Genomic DNA, 18,686 nt, shown 5'->3' with positions numbered 1-18,686 from the left:
TCCCTGCGCCCTCGCCTCTCCTCCCCTGCGGCGGCCCGGCCTCGCGGCGACCCCGCCCGACGGCACGACGCCCACCGCTCCGACGTGCGCCGAATGGAACACCCGATGACCGACCTCCAGGACCCCGCTGCCGGGTTGTCCGCGACCAAGCGCGCCCTGCTGGCCCAGCGGCTGCGCGCCGCCGCGGCCGGCTCCGCGGACGCCACCGGACCCACCCCCGCGAGCACCGTCCCCGCCCGGCCCCCGGGCGCCGAGGTGCCGCTCTCCAGCGGCCAGGAACGGCTCTGGTTCATGGACCAGTTCGCCCCCGGCTCCACCGCCTGGACCCTCGCCCCGGCCCGCCGGCTGCGCGGCCCGCTCGACCGCGCCGCGCTGGACGCCGCCCTCACCGGGCTGCTCGCCCGGCACGAGGCGCTGCGGATGGCCTTCCCCGCCACCCCCGAGGGCACCGCACAGGTCCGGATCGCCGAACCCGCCCCGTACGAGGCCGAGTTCGTCGACGTCACCGACGACCCGGACCCGGCCGCCCGCGCCGCCCGGGAGCTCGAGGCGCGGGTCGCGCAGCCGTTCGACCTCGCCGCCGGCCCGCTGCTGCGCGCCCTGCTGGTGCGCACCGCCCCGGACGAGCACGTGCTCGCCCTGGTGATGCACCACATCGTCAGCGACGGCTGGTCGCTCGACCTGCTGCACCGCGAGCTCGACGCGCTCTACGCCCGGCACGCGCACGGCACCCCGGACCGACTGCCGGAGCTGACCGTGCAGTTCGGCGACTACGCCCGCTGGCAGCGGGAGCGGCTGGCCGGCGAGGCGGTGGCCGGCTCCCGCGCGTACTGGCGCGAGGAACTGCGCGACGTCCCCGCCCTGGAGCTGCCCACCGACCGGCCCCGGCCGCCGGTGCTGACCTTCGAGGGCGCCGCCACCGAGTTCCACTGGAGCCCCGAACTCGGCCGGGGCGTCGCCGCCCTGGCGCGCGCCTCGAACGCCTCCGGGTACATGGTGCTGATGGCCGCGCTGCAGACCCTGCTCGGCCGGCACGCCGGACAGCGGGACTTCGCGATCGGATCGGCGGTCGCCGGCCGCCTCCACCGCGAACTCGAAGGCGTGGTCGGCCTGTTCGTCAACATGCTGCCGATCCGGGCCCGACTGGAGGGCGATCCCGCCTTCACCGAACTGCTCGGCCGGGTGCGCGGGACGACCCTCGACGCGTACACCCACCAGGAGGTGCCGTTCGAGCAGATGGTGGCCGACCTCGACATCGAGCGCGACGTCAGCCGCTCCGCCGTCTTCCAGGTCAGCTTCGCCTTCCAGAACTACGGCGACCGCAGCGCCGCCGCCGCCGACTCCCCCGGCGCCCCGGCCTCCGAGGGCTTCGGCCACGAGGCCGCCACCACCCGCACCGACCTCGCCTTCTACCTGCGGGAGAAGTCCGACGGCGGCCTGTACGGGCTGCTCACCTACCGCACCGACCTGTTCGACGCCGCCACCGTGCGACAGCTGGTCGAGCGCTTCGAGCTGCTGGTCGCGGCCGCGGTGGCCGACCCGCAGCGGCCGATCTCCCGGCTGCCGCTGCTCACCCCCGGCGAGCGGCAGGACGTCCTGGAGCGGTGGGCCGCCGGCCCGGCACTGCCCGACCCGGCCGACGGCCCGCGCACCCTCACCGCCCTGCTCGCCGACACCGCGCGCGCCCACCCGGACCGCCCGGCCCTGGAGTTCGAGGGCCGCACCGTCGACTACCGGGAGCTGGACGAGCGCGCCACCGGCCTCGCCCGCCGGCTGCGGGCGCTCGGCGTCGGACCGGACGACCGGGTCGCGGTCTGCCTGGAGCAGTCGCCCGAACTGGCCGTCGCCCTGGTCGCCGTGCTGAAGGCCGGCGGCGCCTACCTGCCGCTGGACCCGGAGCAGCCGCCCGCCCGCCTCGCCCACCTGGTCGCCGACGCCGACGTGCGGGTGCTGGTCACCGACTCGGCGCTGCGCGAGCGCTTCCCCGGCCACGAAGGCGCCGTGCTGCTGCTGGACACCGACCCCGCGCAGCGCGACCCGCAGCCGCTGGAGGAGATCTCCGGGCCGGACCGGCTGGCCTATGTGATCTACACCTCCGGCTCCACCGGCACCCCCAAGGGCGTCGCCGTCCAGCACCGCCAGATCCTCAACTACCTGGCCGGGGTGCGGGAGCGGCTGCGGATCGAACCGGGCGCCGGCTACGGGCTGCTGCAGTCGCTCTCCTTCGACTTCAGCATCACCATGCTCTACCTCGCGCTGAGCACCGGCGGCCGGGTCCACCTGCTGCCGCGCCGCATCGCGGGCGCCGAACTCGCCGAGCAGATCGAGCGCCTGGAGCTCGACTACCTCAAGATGACGCCCTCCCACCTGGCCGCGCTCGGCGCCGACGCCCCGATGGAGCGGCTGCTGCCACAGCGGGCGCTGGTGCTCGGCGGCGAGGCCTCGGCCTGGCCCTGGGCGGCCGAACTCGCCGCCCTCGGCCGGTGCGCGGTCTTCAACCACTACGGCCCGACCGAGGCCACCGTCGGCGTGACCGTCCACGAGGTCACCGCCGAGGCCGCCGGCCCCGGCAGCACCCCGATCGGCACCCCGCTCGCCGGCGCCCGCTGCCACGTCCTCGACGAGGCGATGCAGCCGGTGCCGCCGGGCGTCACGGGCGAGCTGTACCTGGGCGGCGACCGGCTGGCCCGCGGCTACCTGGGCCGGCCCGACCTGACCGCCGAGCGCTTCGTCGACGACCCCTTCGGCGCCCCCGGCGACCGGCTCTACCGCACCGGCGACCTGGCCCGCTGGCACGCCGACGGCACGCTCGACTACCTGGGCCGGGCCGACGACCAGATCAAGGTGCGCGGCTACCGGGTCGAGCCCGGCGAGGTCGAGGCCGCCCTCACCGCCCTGCCCGGCATCACCCAGGCCGTCGTGCTGGCCCGCGGCGAGGGGCTGCGGCAGACCCTGGTCGCCTACCTGGAGCACCCGGGCGAGGGCCCGGCCCCGGCCGCGGCCGACCTGCGCGACACCCTCTCCGAGGTGCTGCCGGACTACATGGTTCCGGCCCGCTTCGTGGTGCTGGAGCGGCTGCCGCTGCTGGCCCACGGCAAGGTCGACCGGCGCAACCTGCCCGAGCCCGAGGAGCCCGCCGCCAGCGGCGAGTTCGTCGAACCCGAGGGCGAGGCCGAGGAGTTCCTCGCCGCCCTCTGGTCGGAGCTGCTGGGTGTTCCCCGGGTCGGCGCCCTGGACGACTTCTTCGAACTCGGCGGGCACTCCCTGCTGGCCACCCAGGTGGTCGCCAAGCTGCGCCGCGCCTACCCCGAACTCCCCACCCCCGTCGGGGTGATGGACCTCTTCAAGTACCCCACCGTGCGCCGGCTGGCCGCCCTGGTCAGCGACCCGCACGCCGACCGCGGCCCGCGCAGCCTGCTGCACCTGCTCACCCCGGCCGGCCGCAAGGTCACCGCGAGCCTGGTCTGCACACCGTACGGCGGCGGCAGCGCGCTCATCTACAAGCCGCTCGCCGACGTCCTGCCCGCCGACTGGGCCCTGCACTCGCTCGCCGTCCCCGGCCACGAGCTGGGCGAGGAGGCGATGGACATCGACGAGGTCGCGGCGGGCTGCGCCCAGGAGATCCTCGACACCGTCGAGGGCCGCATCGTGCTGTACGGCCACTGCGGCGTCGGCGTCCGGCTGGCCGTCGAGATCGCCCGGCGGGTGGAGGCCGCCGGACGCGAGGTCGAGGCCGTCCACCTCGGCGGCATCTTCCCGTTCGCCCGGCCGCGCGGACGCGGCGCCGCCGTCGGCGAGTGGTGGTCCCGCACCGCCGACCGGATGCGCAGCGACCAGGGCATGATCAACGCCCTGGCGGCGGCGGGCCTGGACACCGACGAGGTCGGCACCGAGCAGCTGCGCCTGATGGTCGCCAACCGGCGGATCGGCACCCGGGAGGCCGAGCAGTACTTCACCCGGCTGTTCGAGAGCGAGGACGGCCGGATCGCCGCCCCGGTGTACGCGGTCTGCGGCGACCGGGACCCGGCCACCGAGTTCTACGAGGAGCGGTACCGCGAGTGGCACCGGCTCAGCGGCACCACCGGCGTGGTGGTGCTCGACGAGGCGGGCCACTTCTACCTCAAGTACCGGGCCGCCGAGCTGGCCGAGATCCTCACCACCGTGCACCGCTCGGTGGCGGACGGCGCGGAGGAGCGGCACCGGCGCACCGAGGGCGCCACCTGGTGGCTGGCCGGGGTGTCCCGCGACGCCGCGCAGGCCCCCGCCGCCGCGTCCACCGCCGTGCGCCCGACCATGCGCCGCTTCCTCGGCGTCGCCGCCGGCCAGCAGATCTCGATGATCGGCTCGGCGCTCACCGAGTTCGCCCTGCCGGTGTGGATCTACCTGACCACCGGCTCGCTCGCCCAGTTCGGCCTGCTGGCCGCCTGCGGCCTGGTCCCCGGCATCCTCACCGCGCCGCTCGCGGGCGCCCTGGTGGACCGCGGCGACCGGCGCCGGATCATGCTGTACGGCGACGTCGCGGCGGGCCTCACCCAGGCGGTGATGCTGCTGCTCTACCTCGCCGACTCGTTGCAGGTCTGGCACGCGTACGTGCTGATCGCGATGCTGTCGACGGCGCTCACCTTCCAACGGCTGGCCTGGAACTCGGCCGTGCCCCAGCTCGTCCCGAAGCGTTTCCTCGGCCGCGCCAACGGCGTCGTCCAGATGGCCTTCGGCCTCGCCCAGTTCCTGGTCCCGCTGTTCGCGGTCGGTCTGCTCTCGGCGCTCGGCCTCGGCGGCATCCTCGTGATGGACGTCGCCAGCTACGTGGTCGCCACCGGTGTCACGCTGGCCGTGCGCTTCCCCGACGTGATGGCCTCGCGTCGGCGCGAGAGCGTCACCGCCGAGATCCGGGCCGGGTTCCGGCGGGCGCTCGGCAGCCGGCACTTCCGGGCGATGCTGCTGTTCTTCGCGGTGCTCAACATCTTCCTGTCGCCGCTGTTCCTGCTCACCACCCCGCTGGTGCTCTCCTTCGCCCCGCTCGCGGCCGCGGGCTGGGTCTCGGTCGCGGCCGGGCTCGGCGCCGTGCTCGGCGGTCTGACCCTGCTGGTCTGGGGCGGGCCGCGCCGGCTGCGGCTGCGCGGCGTCCTGTTCGCCACCCTCGGCCTGGCCGCCGCCTGCCTGGTGACCGGCCTGCGCCCCAGCATCTGGCCGGTGGCGCTCGGCGCGTTCGGCATGGCGTACGGGCTCGGGCTGGTCAACGGCGTGTACGCGACGATCGTGCAGACCAAGGTGCCGCTGCGCTTCCACGGCCGGGTGATCGCGGTCAACACCATGGTGGCCTGGTCCACCCTTCCGGTGGGTTTCGCCGTCGTCGCACCGCTCGGGCCGCGCCTGGTCCAGCCGTGGGTCGACGAGAACGGCGCGCTGGCCGACACCGTCGGCCGGCTGATCGGCACCGGCGAGGGCCGCGGCATCGGCCTGCTCTACCTGCTGTTCGGCCTCGCCATGGCGCTGCTCGTGGCCGTCTGCCTGGCCGTCCCGGCGCTGCGCCACTTCGACCGTGACGTTCCCGACGCCGAGCCCGACGACCTGGTGGGCCTGGCCACCCTCTCGGCCCGCACCGGGGCCGTGGCCCCGTCCGAGGCCCGCCCCGCCGCGTCTGCCGCGCCTTCCGTGCCTGCTGAACCCGCCACGTCTGCTGAACCCGCCGCGTCCGCGCGCCGTACCGGAACCGAGGTCGCCGCCCGATGACCACCACCGACCGGACCACCGGCGCCGCCCGCCCCGCCGAGGCCGTCCACCCGCTCACCGAGGAACAGCGCCGGCTCTGGTTCCTGCAGCAGCTCCACCCCGCCGACGCCGGCTTCAACATGTACCTGTCCCGCCGGTGGAGCGGACCGCTGGACGTCGCCGCGCTGCGCACCGCGCTGAACGGGCTGACGGCCCGGCACGAGCCGCTGCGCACCCGCTTCGCCCTGGACGGCGAGGCGCCCGTCCAGCTGGTCGAAGCGCCGGCGCCCGTCCCGCTCGACCTGGTCGCGCTCGCCCCCGGCGCCGGCGAGCAGGCCTTCACCGAGGCCTGCCGCCCCTGCGTCAACGCGCCCTTCGACCTCGCCGGACGACCGCCGCTGCGCGCCGTGCTGGTCTCCGCCGGCCCGGACGAGCACGCGCTCATGCTGGTCGTCCACCACATCGTCGCGGACGGCTGGTCGTTCAAGATCGTCTGGCGCGAGCTGCTCGCGCTGTACCGGGAGGCGCTCGGCGAGGCGCCGGCCGAGCTCGCGCCGCTCGCGCTGCGGTACGGCGACGTCGCGCGCGCCGAGCAGGAGCGCGCGGCGGGGGGCGGCGACGAGGCGGCGTTCCGCTACTGGGCGGAGAAGCTGGCCGGCACCGGCCGGCTGCGGCTGCCGCTGGACCACCCCCGCCCGGCCGAGCCGCAGCACCCGGCGGGCTTCGCCGCGGTGGCGCTGGACCCGGAGCTGACGGCGGCCCTGGACGCGCTGGCCCGGCGCGAGCGCTGCACCCCGTTCATGGTGCTGTTGGCCGCCTACCAGTGCGTGCTGGCCCGGTGGACCGGCAGCACCGACTTCGTGGTCGGCACCCCGCTCGCCGGCCGCACCGAGGCCGCGCAGGAGGAGCTGGTCGGCTACTTCGCCCGCACCGGCGTGCTCCGCGCCGACCTGACCGGCGAGCCCGGCTTCCGCACCGTGCTGCACCGCGTCCGCACCGCCACCCTGGGCGCGCTCAGCCACCAGGACGTCCCGCTGGAGCGGCTCGCCGCCCACCTGGACCTGCCCGCCGAGGCCGGTGCGGCGCCGCTCTACCAGGCGGTGTTCGTCCACCAGAGCCAGTACGACCTGACCGGGGAGGAGGGCGGCGCCCCGCTGCCCCCCGGGGTGCGCACCGCCTCGATGGACTCCGGCTTCGAGCGCGCCAAGACCGATCTGCTGCTGGACAGCTGGCGCACCCCGGACGGCGGACTGACGCTCTCCTTCTCCTTCGACCGGGAGGTCCTCGACCCGGCGACGGTGGCCGCGCTCGGCACCCGCTGCCGCGCGCTGCTGACCGCCGCCGTCGAGGACGCGACGGTGCCGCTGCACGGCGACTGGCTGATCGGGGCCAAGGAGCGCGCCGAGCTGCTCGCCCTGGGCGCCGGTCCCGCCGCTCCCGCCGCGGTCCGCCCCGTCCTCGCCCGCTTCGCCGAACGGGCCGCCGCCACCCCGCACGCCCCGGCGCTGGAGTGCGACGGCCGCACCCTCTCCTACGCCGAACTCGACCGCCGCTCGACCGAACTGGCCGAACGGCTCGGCCAGGTCGCCGGACAGCTGGTCGCCGTCCGGCTGGCCCCGTCCTTCGACCTGGTGACGGCGCTGCTGGCGATCTGGAAGGCCGGCGCGGGCTACCTGCCGCTCGACCCGGCCCACCCGGAGGAGCGGCGGCGGCTGATGGTCCGCGAGTCCGGCGCCGTCCTGCTGCTGACGGACGAGGACGGCGAGGGCCTGCGCGTCCTGCCCGGCCCCGACCCGGTGGCGTCCGACGACCGGGCCGGCCTCGCCTACGTCCTCTACACCTCCGGCTCCACCGGCACCCCCAAGGCCGTGGCCGTCGACCACGCCGCCCTGGCCGCCCGCGTCGACTGGATGGCCGGGCCGGACGGCTACCGCCTCACGCCCGAGGACCGGATCGTCCAGTTCGCCTCGATCGGCTTCGACACCCACGCCGAGGAGCTGTGGCCCGCCCTCGCCTCCGGTGCGTGCGTCGTCCTGCTCCCGGGCGGCGGCCGGACCCTGCCCGAGCTGCTGCGCGACCCGCACGGCCCGTCGGTCACCGTGCTCGACCTGCCGACCGCCTACTGGGAGGAGCTGGTCTCGCACGGCGGGCGCACCCCGTGGCCGGCCGCCCTGCGGCTGGTGGTGCTCGGCGGCTCCGAGGCCCGCGCCGACGCCGTCGCCCGCTGGCGGGAGCGGCACGGCGACACGGTGCGGCTGGTCAACACCTACGGCCCGACCGAGGCCACCGTCATCGTCACCGCCGCCGACCTCGGCGCCCCGGACGCCGGGCGCCGCCCGCCGCTCGGCCGCCCGCTGCCCGGCGTGCGGCTGTACGTGCTCGACGAGCGCGGCGCCCTGCTGCCGCGCGGCTCCGAGGGCGAGCTGTACATCGGCGGCACCGGCCTGGCCCGCGGCTACCTGGGCCGCCCGGACCTCACCGCCGCGGCCTTCGTCGACGACCCGTTCGCCGAAGGGCCGTCCGCCCGGATGTACCGCACCGGCGACCGCGCCCGCTGGCGCACCGACGGGACCCTCGACTACCTCGGCCGCAGCGACGAGCAGATCAAGCTGCGCGGCTACCGGATCGAACCGGCCGAGATCGAGTCCGCCCTGACCGGCCGTCCGGACGTCCTGCGCGCCGCCGCCGTCGTGCTCGGCGGGCGCCGGCTGGTCGCCTACGCCGTCCCCGCGCCCGGTACCGAGCCCGACCCCGGCGCCCTGCGCGAACACCTCGCCGTGCGCCTGCCCGCCTACCTGGTCCCGGACACGGTCGTCCTCCTCGACGCCCTCCCGCTGACCCTCAACGGCAAGCTCGACACCGCCGCCCTCCCCGAACCGGCCCCGGCCGCCACCAGCCGCTACGTGGCACCGCGCACCGACGCCGAGCAGTTGGTCACCCAGCTGTGGCAGGAGGTGCTGGGCGTGCCCCGGGTCGGCGCCCTCGACGACTTCTTCGAACTCGGCGGGGACTCGCTGCTGGTCACCCGGGTGGTCGCCCGGATCCGCGCGGGCGTCGGCCTGGACGTCCCGATCCGCGACGCCTTCGAGCTGTCCACGGCCGCCGCGCTCGCCGCGCGCGTCGAGGAGCTGCTGATCGCGGAGATCGAGGCCCTGAGCGACGACGAGGCGGCGGAGCGCCTGTCCGACTGATCAGGACCGGGGCGCAGGCGTCCACCCGGACGCCTGCGCCCCGGCGGCGGCCTTGAGGTCGGCCAGCCACCCCTCCAGGCCGGCCCGGAGGATCGCGGTCGCCATCGGCACGTTGGCATCGACCTGCGGCCCGGTGTGGGTCTCCTCGGTGCTCACCTTCACGCCGCCCTTCACCTTGGTGAAGCTCCAGACGTGCACCCCGTCGATGTGCACCCCCTCCCCGACCGCCGGACCGGTCCAGCGGATGCAGGAGCCCTCCTCGACCTGCCGCACGGTCGAGGTGATGTCCAGGCCGGTCGCCGGAATCCCGGTCCCGGGCGGCACGGGGGTCGTCCAGTGGAAGGCCGACCCGGCCCGGAAACGGCCGTGGTCCATCCGCTCCGCGCTGGTGACGGGCCGCTGCCAGGACGGCCAGCGGTACACGTCCGTCTGCAGCTTCCAGATCACCTTCAGTGGCGCGTCGATCACCGCCTCCGTGCGGTACCGCACCTGCGCGGCGGGGTCGACGCCCGCACCCCGGCAGGTGAGCCCCTTCGCCGGGTGTGCCCCGGCGGGCGCGGCGGCACCGCCCAACAGCCCGACGACCAGCGGAACGGTGATCACGGCGGCCCGGATTCCAGACATGGCGTTTCCTTCCCTAGAGACCATCTCTCCCGTTAGAAGTTCTAACTCCTCGCGACTCCGACAGTCAATAGCTTCCGTGATACCTTCTAACCATGGCGAAGACGGAGTCCACCACCCCCCGCGAGCGCTACCGCACCCAGGTCCGCGCCGAGGTCATGGAACGCGCCTGGGAGCAGATCGCCACCGCCGGTTCCTCCGCACTCTCCCTCAACGCGATCGCCAAGCAGATGGGCCTGAGCGGACCCGCCCTCTACCGCTACTTCGCCAACCGCGACGAGCTGATCACCGAACTCGTCCGCGAGGCCTACCGCAGCCTCGCCGACACCCTCGCCGCGGCCGCCTCCACCGGCGCCGACCTGACCGGCCTCGCCCACGCCCTGCGCACCTGGGCCCTCGCCGACCCCCAGCGCTACCTGCTGCTCTACGGCACCCCGATCCCCGGCTACCAGGCCCCCGAGGACACCACCGCCATCTCCCGGGAGATCGCCACCACCCTGCTGAACGCCTGCACCGCCACCCTCCACCCGGCCGCCCCGACCGCCCCCACCCCCCTCGGCACCCACCTCGCCGACCACCGCACCTGGGCCGCCGACCACCCCGCCCCACCCGAGGCCCTCGCCCTCTTCCTCACCTTCTGGACCCGCCTCCACGGCGTCCTCTCCCTCGAACTCGCCGGCCACTTCACCGGCATGCGGTTCGACCCCGAGGTCCTCTTCGACGCCGAACTCACCGCCCTGCTCGGCTGATTCAACCCGCCCGCCCTGGCAGCAGAATCCCGTCGATCACCTGCCGATGGTCCCGCCACCTGCCACAACGCCTGTTACCGACCGGCAGGAACGGCCGCAGCCGTCACATGACCTGAAGTGGCGGTGAGTCAGCTCCTTGGTGGTACTGGTTTCACCATCGGACCGGGTCCTGGGCGCATGGCACGCACTGGTCGTGGTGCTCTAGGTTCGAGCTGTGATGATTCCTCCCGGGCTGTGGCGCTCGGTCCTTCGGACGCGGCGGGACGCCGGTTTCCTGGCTGCCGGTGTCCTGCCGCACCTGGGGCTGGTGCCGGTGTGGAGCTGGGGCGTGGCGAACACTGCCGAGGCCGGGAACTGGCCGCTCGCGCTGCCCATCTCGGTCGCCGTGATCCTGCTCGGTGTACCGGTTCTGACGGCTGTTCAGCGGGCCCGGCACCGGGCGCTGCTCGGCGTGTTCCTCCCCCGGCCGACGCCCGCGCGGGAGCAGCAGTGGTCGTGGGCGGCGGCCGCCCGTTGGCTCCGCGCGCCGCGCATCTGGGGGCAGCTCGGCTACCACCTCCTGCTGGGCCCGGTCCTGGCGGTGTCGGAACTGCTGGTGCTCACGGCGCTGCCCGTGGGCCTGGCGGGCGCCACCTGCTCCGCCTGGGTGTGGGAGCTGCCGGTGGAGGTGCGCAAGGAGTGGTTCGACGCCACGACGCAACTGCCGTGCTACACGCTGGGCGGACTCGTCCTGCTCTGCGCCGTACCGTGGGCGGCGGGGGCGGCGGCCCGCGGCGAGTCGCGTGCGGCGATGGCTCTGCTCGGGCCCAGCCCGGCCCAGCAACTCCGCGAGCGGGTAGACGAGTTGGACCAGAGCCGCACCGGCCTGATCGAAGCCGTCGACGCCGAGCGTCGCCGCATCGAGCGCGATCTGCACGACGGCACCCAGCAGCGGTTGGTCTCGCTCGCGGTCAACCTGGGCCTGGCGATGGCCACCCAGCCCGACCTGCCGGCCGGAGCCCGCGAAGCGCTCGCCGGGGCACACCTGGAGGCCAAGCAGGCGATCGAGGAACTCAACGACCTGGTACGGGGCTTGCATCCGGCCGTGCTCGAAGACCGGGGCCTGGACGCGGCGCTGTCCGGACTGGCCGCCCGAGCGCCCCTGCCGGTGCGCCTGCGGGTCGATCTGGCGGAGCGGGCGGCGCCCGCCGTGGAGTCGGTCGCGTACTTCGTGGTCTCGGAGGCGCTGACCAACGTGACCAAGCACGCCCGCGCGACGCGTACCGAAGTGACCGTCCGGCGGGTCGGTAAGGTGCTGCGGGTGAACATCACCGACGACGGGCTGGGCGGGGCCGACGCCCGCGCCGGCACGGGACTGAGCGGGCTGGCCAAGCGGGTCGGCTCCATCGACGGCACCCTGCAGGTCAGCAGTCCCATCGGCGGACCGACCACAGTGACGGCGGAGTTGCCGTGCGAGCGGTGATCGCCGAGGACTCGGTGCTGTTGCGGGTCGGCCTGGTCAAGGTGCTGGAGATGGGCGGGTTCCAGGTCGCCACCGAAGTCGGGGACGGCGAGGCGCTGTTGGCGGCGGTGGCGGAGCACCGGCCCGAACTCGCGCTGGTCGACGTCCGGATGCCGCCGGGCTTCACCGACGAGGGGGTGCGCGCCGCGGTGGAGATCCGTCGGCGCTGGCCGGGGACGGCGGTGGTGCTGCTGTCGCAGTACGTGGAGGAGCGGTACGCGGCCGAGCTGCTCTCCACCAACACCGGCGGCGTCGGCTACCTGCTCAAGCAGCGCGTCGCCGATGTAGCGGAGTTCGTGGCGGCGGTGCGGCGGGTGGCGGAAGGCGGCACGGCACTGGATCCGCAGGTCGTCTCACAGCTCCTGCTGCGCCGCGACCTCGACCCACTGAAACGGCTCACCCCGCGTGAACGCGACGTCCTCGGCGTCATGGCCGAGGGCCGCTCCAACGCCGGCATCGCGCAGGCACTGGTGGTCGGCGAGAGCGCGGTGGCCAAGCACATCAACAACATCTTCGCCAAACTCGACCTCCCCACCGCCGACGCGGACCACCGCCGCGTCCTCGCGGTGCTGAGGTTCCTGGCGGCGTCAGGAACGTGACCGGCACCTCACCCGCCACCAGGCCGACGACTGGCCGGACCACGCGCCGACCCTCCCCTCCGGCCAGGCATCATGCCGGTGGTGGCTCACACCAGCAGCAGGGTCTTGCCGAGGGCGGTGCGGTTCTCGACGGCGGCGTGGGCGTCGGCGGCGCGACTCAGCGGGAAGGTCTGGCCGATGAGCGGCCGCACCCGGCCGGCCGCCGCCTCGGCCGTGATCTCGCGGGCCCAACGGGCGAGGTGGGGGCCGAAGCCGAAGAGCTGGTCGATGCCGATGACCTCCACGTCCGCGCGGCGCGCGTCCGCGGGGTCGACGGAGGTGGCCGCTCCGCTCGCGGCGCCGTGGACGGAGAAGCGGCCGCCGCGGGCCGTCGCCCCGAACGCCGCCCGGCCGATGTCGCCGCCGACCCCGTCGAACACCACGTCCGCGCCGGCGCCGCCGGTGAGCGCGCGCACCTCCTCCGTCCAGCCGGGCTCGCGGTAGTCGACGGCGGCCTCCGCGCCCAGCTCGCGCACGGCGTCGAGCTTCCGTGCGCCCCCGGCGGCGCCGATCACCCTGGCCCCTGCGGCGCGGGCGAGTTGGACGAGCAGGCTGCCCACCCCGCCGGCCGCGGCCTCCACCAGGACCCACTCCCCGGGGCGGATCCGGGCGTGCTCGACCAGCCCCCTCGCCGTGCTGCCGTCGCTGTGCAGCGCCACGGCCTCCGGCAGGCCGAGGCCCTCCGGTGCCGGGACGAGCGCCCCGGCCGACGCGACCGCCCGTTCGGCGAAGCCGCCGGTCTCCCCGGTGCTCGCGAGGACCCGCCGCCCCAGCCAGGCCGGGTCCACCCCGGCACCGACCGCGTCCACCCGGCCGGCGACCCGGCCGCCCGGCACGTACGGCAGCGCCGGCGGCTCGTGCCAGGGATCGGTGCCGCGCCTGATCTGGGTCTCGACGAAGGTCAGCCCGGCCACCTCCACGGCCACCACGACCTCCCCCGGCCCGGCCGCCGGATCCGGGACCTCCCCCAGCACGAGCTCCTCCGGCCCTCCGAAGCGGTGTACCTGTACGGCGCGCATGGTGCCTGCCCCCTGTCGGTGCGTCAGTTCGAACACTCCGAGCGTGCGGGATCAACCCCGCTTGAGGTCAAGCGCCCCGCATCTCGAACAGCGCGGCCGCCGCCCGGACCCCATGACCTCGCCGTGCATCTCGGTTACGCTCGTCACCGCCAAGATCGAGCGAAGAGGGGGCCGCCATGCCGTACAGCGCCGGCGCGAACGTGAGGTTGACCAGGGAAGTGCAGGTCACCGCGGGCGGCGCGGCGGCCGGCGCCGGCTCCCCGGGTGCGCTGTTCCTGGCCGAGGGCCTGCTCGGCATCGTCACGGGCGTCGCGATCGAAGCCCCCGGTGCGGCCCAGGCCGCACTCGCGGACTTCGATCAGCAGGTCCGCGGCAACCACTTCACGGGCTTCACGGCCCACCTGGTCGACGGCCTCCGTCAGCAGATCATCCGGCAGGGGGCGTACGACACCAAAGCCGGCGCTCGGCCCCGGTACAGGGTGCGCTTCGAGAACGGGTTCGTCCTCGACGGCCTCGACGAGGACTGTCTGACCGCGATCTGAGGGCCGGCCCTCAGCCCGGGTAGGCGATCGAGCCCAGCGGCGGGCAGGGGGCGAGCGTGGTGTCGGCGCCGGGCCGTTCGACGAAGGCCCGGGCCTCGGCGGCCCGCAGGCGCTGGGTGTCCAGCACGTCGGCGTGCCAGGCGTCGCGCCTGGCGTGGGTGTAGTCCCAGCTGTCGTCGATCAGGCTGAGGCTGGTGTTGCCGGCGCTGCGCTGGAACTCCGCCTTGACGGCCGCCTGCTGGAGCGCGGTCTGGGTCGCGGCGAGTTCGATGCGGGTGATCAGGACGCCGAGGGTGTTCGGTTCACGGGTCGGCATGGGGGCCTGCGGGAGCAGGGAGACCCCGGTGTCGTAGCGGCCTATGTTGTCGACGCTCGCCTGCTGGGCGTCCCGCATCGCGATGTGGATCTCCCGGTGCAGCCAGAAGAACTCGTCTAGGTCGGCCTGGGTGACGCGGATCCGCCGGTACAGGGCCTGGAACCTGGGGTCCTGGTGCAGCGGGCGCATGAGCGGCATGTGGAGCGCCACGCAGTCGTTGTAGCCGCCCGACACCGCGGCCTCCAGGTGGAGCAGGGTCAGTTCCGCGTCCCCCTGCGCGCACGCCAGCCCGCCGAGGCTCGCCCGGCCCGCGGCGGCGAGCCACATGCCGTCGGGGCCGAGCGCCGTGGCGCGCGCGACGAGGTCGTGGAAGCCCCTGGTACCGACCGCGGGGGCGCCCTTGGTCAGGAACTCCACCAGCACCTCGTGAAGGCGGGCGGCCAGTGAGTTGACGGTGTCGGCCATGGATCTCCTCGGACCTCGGTGGTGAAGGGCTGAACAGGGCGCCGAGCCTGCGGCGAGCCCCGTGGAGATGACGGGCGGGCGGGGCGAGCGGTTCCTGCGGTGCAACGCGTACGGACCGCCACCGATGGATGCGGTGGCGGTCCGGTGCGAACGCGGTCGGACCCTAGACGGACGGGCCCTGGCCCGACTCGGCGGCAGGCCTCAGGTAGCGGTCCCAGATGTGCGCCCTGTCGTACGGGCCGTCGCCGTCCGCGTCACGCTGCGGCTCGTCGAACCGGACCCAGTAGGCCATCTCCCCGGGGCGGGCCGACGCATGGCGCACCGGTTCCGGGGGGCTCGGGACGTACCGGACCGTCCCGTCGAACTCCCCCTGCCACGGGCCGTCCCACTCCGGGTCCTGGACCACCCTGACCCGGGTGCCTTCGGGAAGAATCGCCTGGCTCATCAGGAACGGTCCTTGAACTTGTAGTCCTGGGCCTCGAAGGTCCGCTTGTTGTACACGTAGTGGACCTCCACGCCGTCGACGGTCTGCTCCATCTTCACCCAGCCGTCCTCGGCGGGCCAGCGCGGGTCCTTCATGACGGTCGGGAGCTGGTTCCCGTACTGGGGGTACTCCTTCACCAGGTCCATCGCCCGCTGCTCGTTGCTCCCGCCGGCCGAGGTCCGGCCGGTGGACGCGCTGGCGTCGCTGAGGGCGGTCTCCATGCCCTCGCCGAAGCGCCGCATGCCGTCGGTCGCCGTGTAGGCGCCGCCCACGATCGCGGCGGTGCTCACCGCGATGGCGGGCGCCCCCGCGAGGCAGCCCACGCCGGTGAGGCACACCGCGCCTCCGGCGAAGTCACCTGCGGCGCCGGCCTGCACCATGACGAAGCCGAGCGCGGTCTCACCGGCTCCGATCCAGACGTCGGGATTGGTCACGACGGACACGGTGTAGGTGGCCGCGGTCCGCAGCGGGTCCGCGAGCCAGTCGGGCAGCCAGGAGTCGTCGGAGCCCTGGTCCTGGTTGGCGTTGTCCTTGCGCCACTGCTCGACGATCTTCTGCCACTGGGCTTCCTTCGCCTGCTGCTTGGCCACGGCCGCGGCGAAGGCGTCCTTGGCCGCGACATCCGCGGCGGCCGAGTCCTGCCCGGCGGCGAGGGCGGAGGCCTTCGCCTGGTCCGAGGCCGTCCGGGCCTGGGAGGCCGAGCCCTGGGCGGCGTTCGCGGAGAGCTGCGCGCGCGTGGCGGAGACGACCGCCCGGGTGGCGGCGCGGTTGGCGTCGGCGCTCGCCTGGCGGGCGGCGAGGGCCGACTGCGCCGCGCGGGCGGCCGAGTCGTCGGCCGCCTTGGCGGAGCCGGCCGCCTGCTTCGCGAACACCTCGGCGGCGTCGGCGGACTTCCGGGCCTGGTCGGCGTAGTTGGCCGCCTCCGCGGCGGCCTGCCGGGCGAGCGCCGCGGTCTGGCCCGCGAGTTTGGCGTTCTGCTGGGCGAGGGCGGCGACCCGTTCGGCCCCGGCGATCAGGTTCTGGATCTGGGCGACGTGGGCGGTGGTCAGGTCGTCGCGGCGCTGGGCCCGGTACTGGCCGATCCGGACGAAGGCGCGCAGGTCGGCGGCCGGTCCGGCCAGGGCCACCTCGGAGGCGAGCTTCATCTCGGGGCCGCCGGCCTCCGCGAGCTGGGCGGCGCGGACGCGGTCGTCGGCCTCCTGCGCGGTGTACTGGGTGGTGGTCAGGAAGGTGACCAGGGCGCTGACCGTGCCCGCGTTGAGGGCGGCGTTCGCCGCGTCCTTGACGCCGCGGCCGCCGGTTTCGGCGATCCTCGCGATCTGGACCCGGTAGTCGGCCGCGGCCGCCTGGTCCTTCCCGGTCTCCAGGAACGCGTGGATCCCGGCGCTGTCGCCGTTCAGGGCGGTCAGCGCGGCCGTCCGCAGCGCGGTGACCCGCGTGTCGTAGGCGAGGTGGACCAGGTGGGACCGTTCGTCCCGGGCGGCGGAGGCCTGCCAGCCGGTGCGGACGTAGTCGATCACGTCCTGCGGGGCGCCGGCGAGTGCCGCCTGTGCGGCGTTGCGGCTCCAGGGGCCCCGGATCTTCATCGCGGTGATGGCCATCCGGCGGCCGTCGGCGACCACCACGGCGGGGTCGGTGCCGGGCCGGGACGCTTCGGCGGCGAGGCGGGTGGCCTCCGTCTCCAGCTTCTTGGCCTCGTCGGCGGCCCGGGCGGTGCCGGCCTTGACGAGGTCGTCGGTGGCGCGCAGGTCCCGGGCCTGTTCGATGGCCGCGGCGGTGCGGGCGGTGACCTCCTCCTGCTCGCTGCGGCGGGCCAGGGCTTCCACCGTCTTCGCCTGGGCGACCGCGGCCGAGGCGGCGTCGGCGGCCTGCTGGGCGGCGGCGGCGTGGGCCGTGGACTGCTGGGCGGCCTGGCCGGCCTCGCCGGCGTGGGCGGCCGCGTTGTCGGCGGCGGTCGCGGCGTTGTTCGCGTGGCCGGCCGCCGCGTAGGCCGCGTCGTGGGCCTGGGTAGCGGCGGTGGCCGACTCGTTGGCGAGCGCCGAGGCGGCGTTCGCGGAGCGGGTCGCCTCGCGGGCGTTGCGGCGGGCGGTGTCGGCGGCCTGCTTGGCCTCCGCCGACGAGGCGGACGACTGGCCGGCGAGCGAGCCCGCCTGCTCGGCGGCGGTGGCCGCCGCCTCCATGTTGCTGCTCGCGCTCTGGGCGGCCTTGGCGGCCTGACCGGCGGCCGCGGCGGCCGTGCCGGCCTGGGCGGCGGCGTCCGCGACGTCACAGGCCAGCTTCGCCGCGAGCCGGGCGTCCTCGGCCGCCTTGCGGGCGGCCGCGCCCTGCTGGGCATCGGTGGCGGCGAGCGCGGCCGCGTTGCGGGCGTTGGTCGCCGCCCGCGCGGCACCGGAGGCGGCGTTCGCGGCCTGGGAGGCGGCGTTCGCCGCGAGCCGGGCGGCGTTGTTCGCCGCTCGGGAGGCGGAGATCGCGGCCTTCGCGGCGTCTGCCGCCCGGCGGCTCGCGTCGGCCGCGCGGGCCGCCGCGGCAGCGGCCCTGGCCGAGTCGCCCTGGGCCGCGGCGGTCTCGGCGGCGGCGGTCTCGGCCGCTTCCTTCGCCAGCCGGGCGGCCGAAACGGCCCGTTCGGAGGCGTCCTTGGCGGCTTCGGTCTCGCGGGACGCCTGCGCGCCGGCCTCCTTGGCCTGCTTCGCGAGCTGCTCGATGCCGGCGTGTTCCTCGTCCCGGGCCCGGGCGATGAACTGGCCGACGGACAGGAACTCCCGGATGTCCTCGATGGAGCCGTTGAGCGCGAGCGACGCGGCCCGCTGGGTGGCCGGACCCCCGACCGCCTCCAGCTGTGCGACGCGTACGCGGTCGTCCGCGTCCCGCTGGACGAACTGGTCCTTCGTCAGGAACCGGCGCACGTCGTCGATGGTCCCGTTCAGGGCGGCGTTGCCGGCGCCCTGGACTCCCCGCCCGCCGGCCTCCACGGACTTCGCCGCCAGCACCCGGAGGTCCTGCTCCAGGGGTGCCTTCCAGCCGGTCGCCAGGAAGGCGTCCAGCTCCTGCGGCGTGCCCGCGAGCGCGCGCTCCGCCGCCTGGCGCAGACCCCGGCCGCCGACCGCGACGAGCTGCAGCGCCGTCTGCTGCGCGTCCTTGCCCGCGGCGGCCGCGCGATCGGCGGTCAGGAAGGCCTGGATCCGGCTGTCGTCACCGGTCAGGGCCCCCTCGGCCGCGGCCTGCACGGCGGGGCCGCCCGCCGACCAGGCCGCCACGACCTTCCCGCGATCCGACAACGGCGGAGCCGGTGCCTCGTCCGCCGTGCTGGGCACGGCCGTGACCAGTGGACCGAGCATCACCAGCGGCAGCAGTCCCCGGTACAGGAAACGTCGGTCCCGACGTTGTGGATGTCTCCGTTCCGAACCCACTGGTCCCCCCATCACATCGATTCATTCGCTTCGAGCCCGCG

General features: G+C 75.1%; 11 protein-coding genes. 6 read left to right on the top strand and 5 right to left on the bottom strand.

Annotated features, from left to right (window positions below; translation table 11 throughout):
• Positions 1-105: 105 nt before the first annotated feature.
• Positions 106-5,733, top strand: a complete 5,628-nt coding sequence (locus ACFCLZ_RS35305) for an amino acid adenylation domain-containing protein (RefSeq protein WP_380281982.1) — start codon at positions 106-108, stop codon at positions 5,731-5,733.
• Positions 5,730-8,903: an amino acid adenylation domain-containing protein gene (locus ACFCLZ_RS35300; protein WP_380281981.1), complete on the top strand. Its 3,174-nt coding sequence runs from the start codon at positions 5,730-5,732 to the stop codon at positions 8,901-8,903. Before ACFCLZ_RS35305 ends, ACFCLZ_RS35300 begins: the two co-directional genes overlap by 4 nt.
• Here the strand turns inward: ACFCLZ_RS35300 and ACFCLZ_RS35295 are convergent, their stop codons facing one another.
• Complete coding sequence (locus ACFCLZ_RS35295) at positions 8,904-9,527, bottom strand: SRPBCC family protein (RefSeq protein ID WP_380281980.1); 624 nt, start codon at positions 9,525-9,527, stop codon at positions 8,904-8,906. It lies immediately after the preceding gene.
• A gap of 92 nt (positions 9,528-9,619) precedes the next feature.
• Between ACFCLZ_RS35295 and ACFCLZ_RS35290 the strand changes: the two genes are divergently transcribed.
• The 3 genes from ACFCLZ_RS35290 (at position 9,620) to ACFCLZ_RS35280 (ending at position 12,373) form a co-directional block, all read left to right on the top strand.
• Complete coding sequence (locus tag ACFCLZ_RS35290; protein ID WP_380281979.1) at positions 9,620-10,273, top strand: TetR/AcrR family transcriptional regulator; 654 nt, start codon at positions 9,620-9,622, stop codon at positions 10,271-10,273.
• A gap of 214 nt (positions 10,274-10,487) precedes the next feature.
• Positions 10,488-11,735 (top strand): histidine kinase, encoded by a 1,248-nt coding sequence (locus ACFCLZ_RS35285; RefSeq protein WP_380281978.1) that lies wholly within the window; start codon positions 10,488-10,490, stop codon positions 11,733-11,735.
• Entirely contained in the window at positions 11,723-12,373 is a 651-nt protein-coding gene (locus ACFCLZ_RS35280; RefSeq protein WP_380281977.1) for a response regulator, read from the top strand. The genes ACFCLZ_RS35285 and ACFCLZ_RS35280 overlap by 13 nt, the downstream gene beginning before the upstream one ends.
• 86 nt (positions 12,374-12,459) lie before the next feature.
• Here the strand turns inward: ACFCLZ_RS35280 and ACFCLZ_RS35275 are convergent, their stop codons facing one another.
• On the bottom strand, positions 12,460-13,431 hold the full coding sequence (locus ACFCLZ_RS35275) for a zinc-binding dehydrogenase (protein WP_380281976.1): 972 nt from the start codon (positions 13,429-13,431) through the stop codon (positions 12,460-12,462).
• A gap of 176 nt (positions 13,432-13,607) precedes the next feature.
• Here ACFCLZ_RS35275 and ACFCLZ_RS35270 point away from each other — a divergent pair, with 176 nt between their 5' ends.
• Positions 13,608-13,973: a hypothetical protein gene (locus ACFCLZ_RS35270; protein WP_380281975.1), complete on the top strand. Its 366-nt coding sequence runs from the start codon at positions 13,608-13,610 to the stop codon at positions 13,971-13,973.
• Between the two features lie 10 nt (positions 13,974-13,983).
• Here ACFCLZ_RS35270 and ACFCLZ_RS35265 read toward each other — a convergent pair whose 3' ends face one another.
• The 3 genes from ACFCLZ_RS35265 to ACFCLZ_RS35255 form a co-directional block, all read right to left on the bottom strand.
• Positions 13,984-14,754 (bottom strand): hypothetical protein, encoded by a 771-nt coding sequence (locus ACFCLZ_RS35265; RefSeq protein ID WP_380281974.1) that lies wholly within the window; start codon positions 14,752-14,754, stop codon positions 13,984-13,986.
• Positions 14,755-14,917: 163 nt separating this feature from the next.
• On the bottom strand, positions 14,918-15,199 hold the full coding sequence (locus tag ACFCLZ_RS35260; RefSeq protein ID WP_380281973.1) for a ferrous iron transport protein A: 282 nt from the start codon (positions 15,197-15,199) through the stop codon (positions 14,918-14,920).
• Complete coding sequence (locus tag ACFCLZ_RS35255; protein ID WP_380281972.1) at positions 15,199-18,513, bottom strand: chemotaxis protein; 3,315 nt, start codon at positions 18,511-18,513, stop codon at positions 15,199-15,201. The genes ACFCLZ_RS35260 and ACFCLZ_RS35255 overlap by 1 nt, the downstream gene beginning before the upstream one ends.
• Positions 18,514-18,686: the final 173 nt, after the last annotated feature.

This window comes from Kitasatospora purpeofusca (assembly GCF_042691725.1).
GTDB classification, from domain to species: Bacteria; Actinomycetota; Actinomycetes; order Streptomycetales; family Streptomycetaceae; genus Kitasatospora; species Kitasatospora purpeofusca_B.
This window is presented reverse-complemented; position numbering and strand designations above follow the sequence as displayed.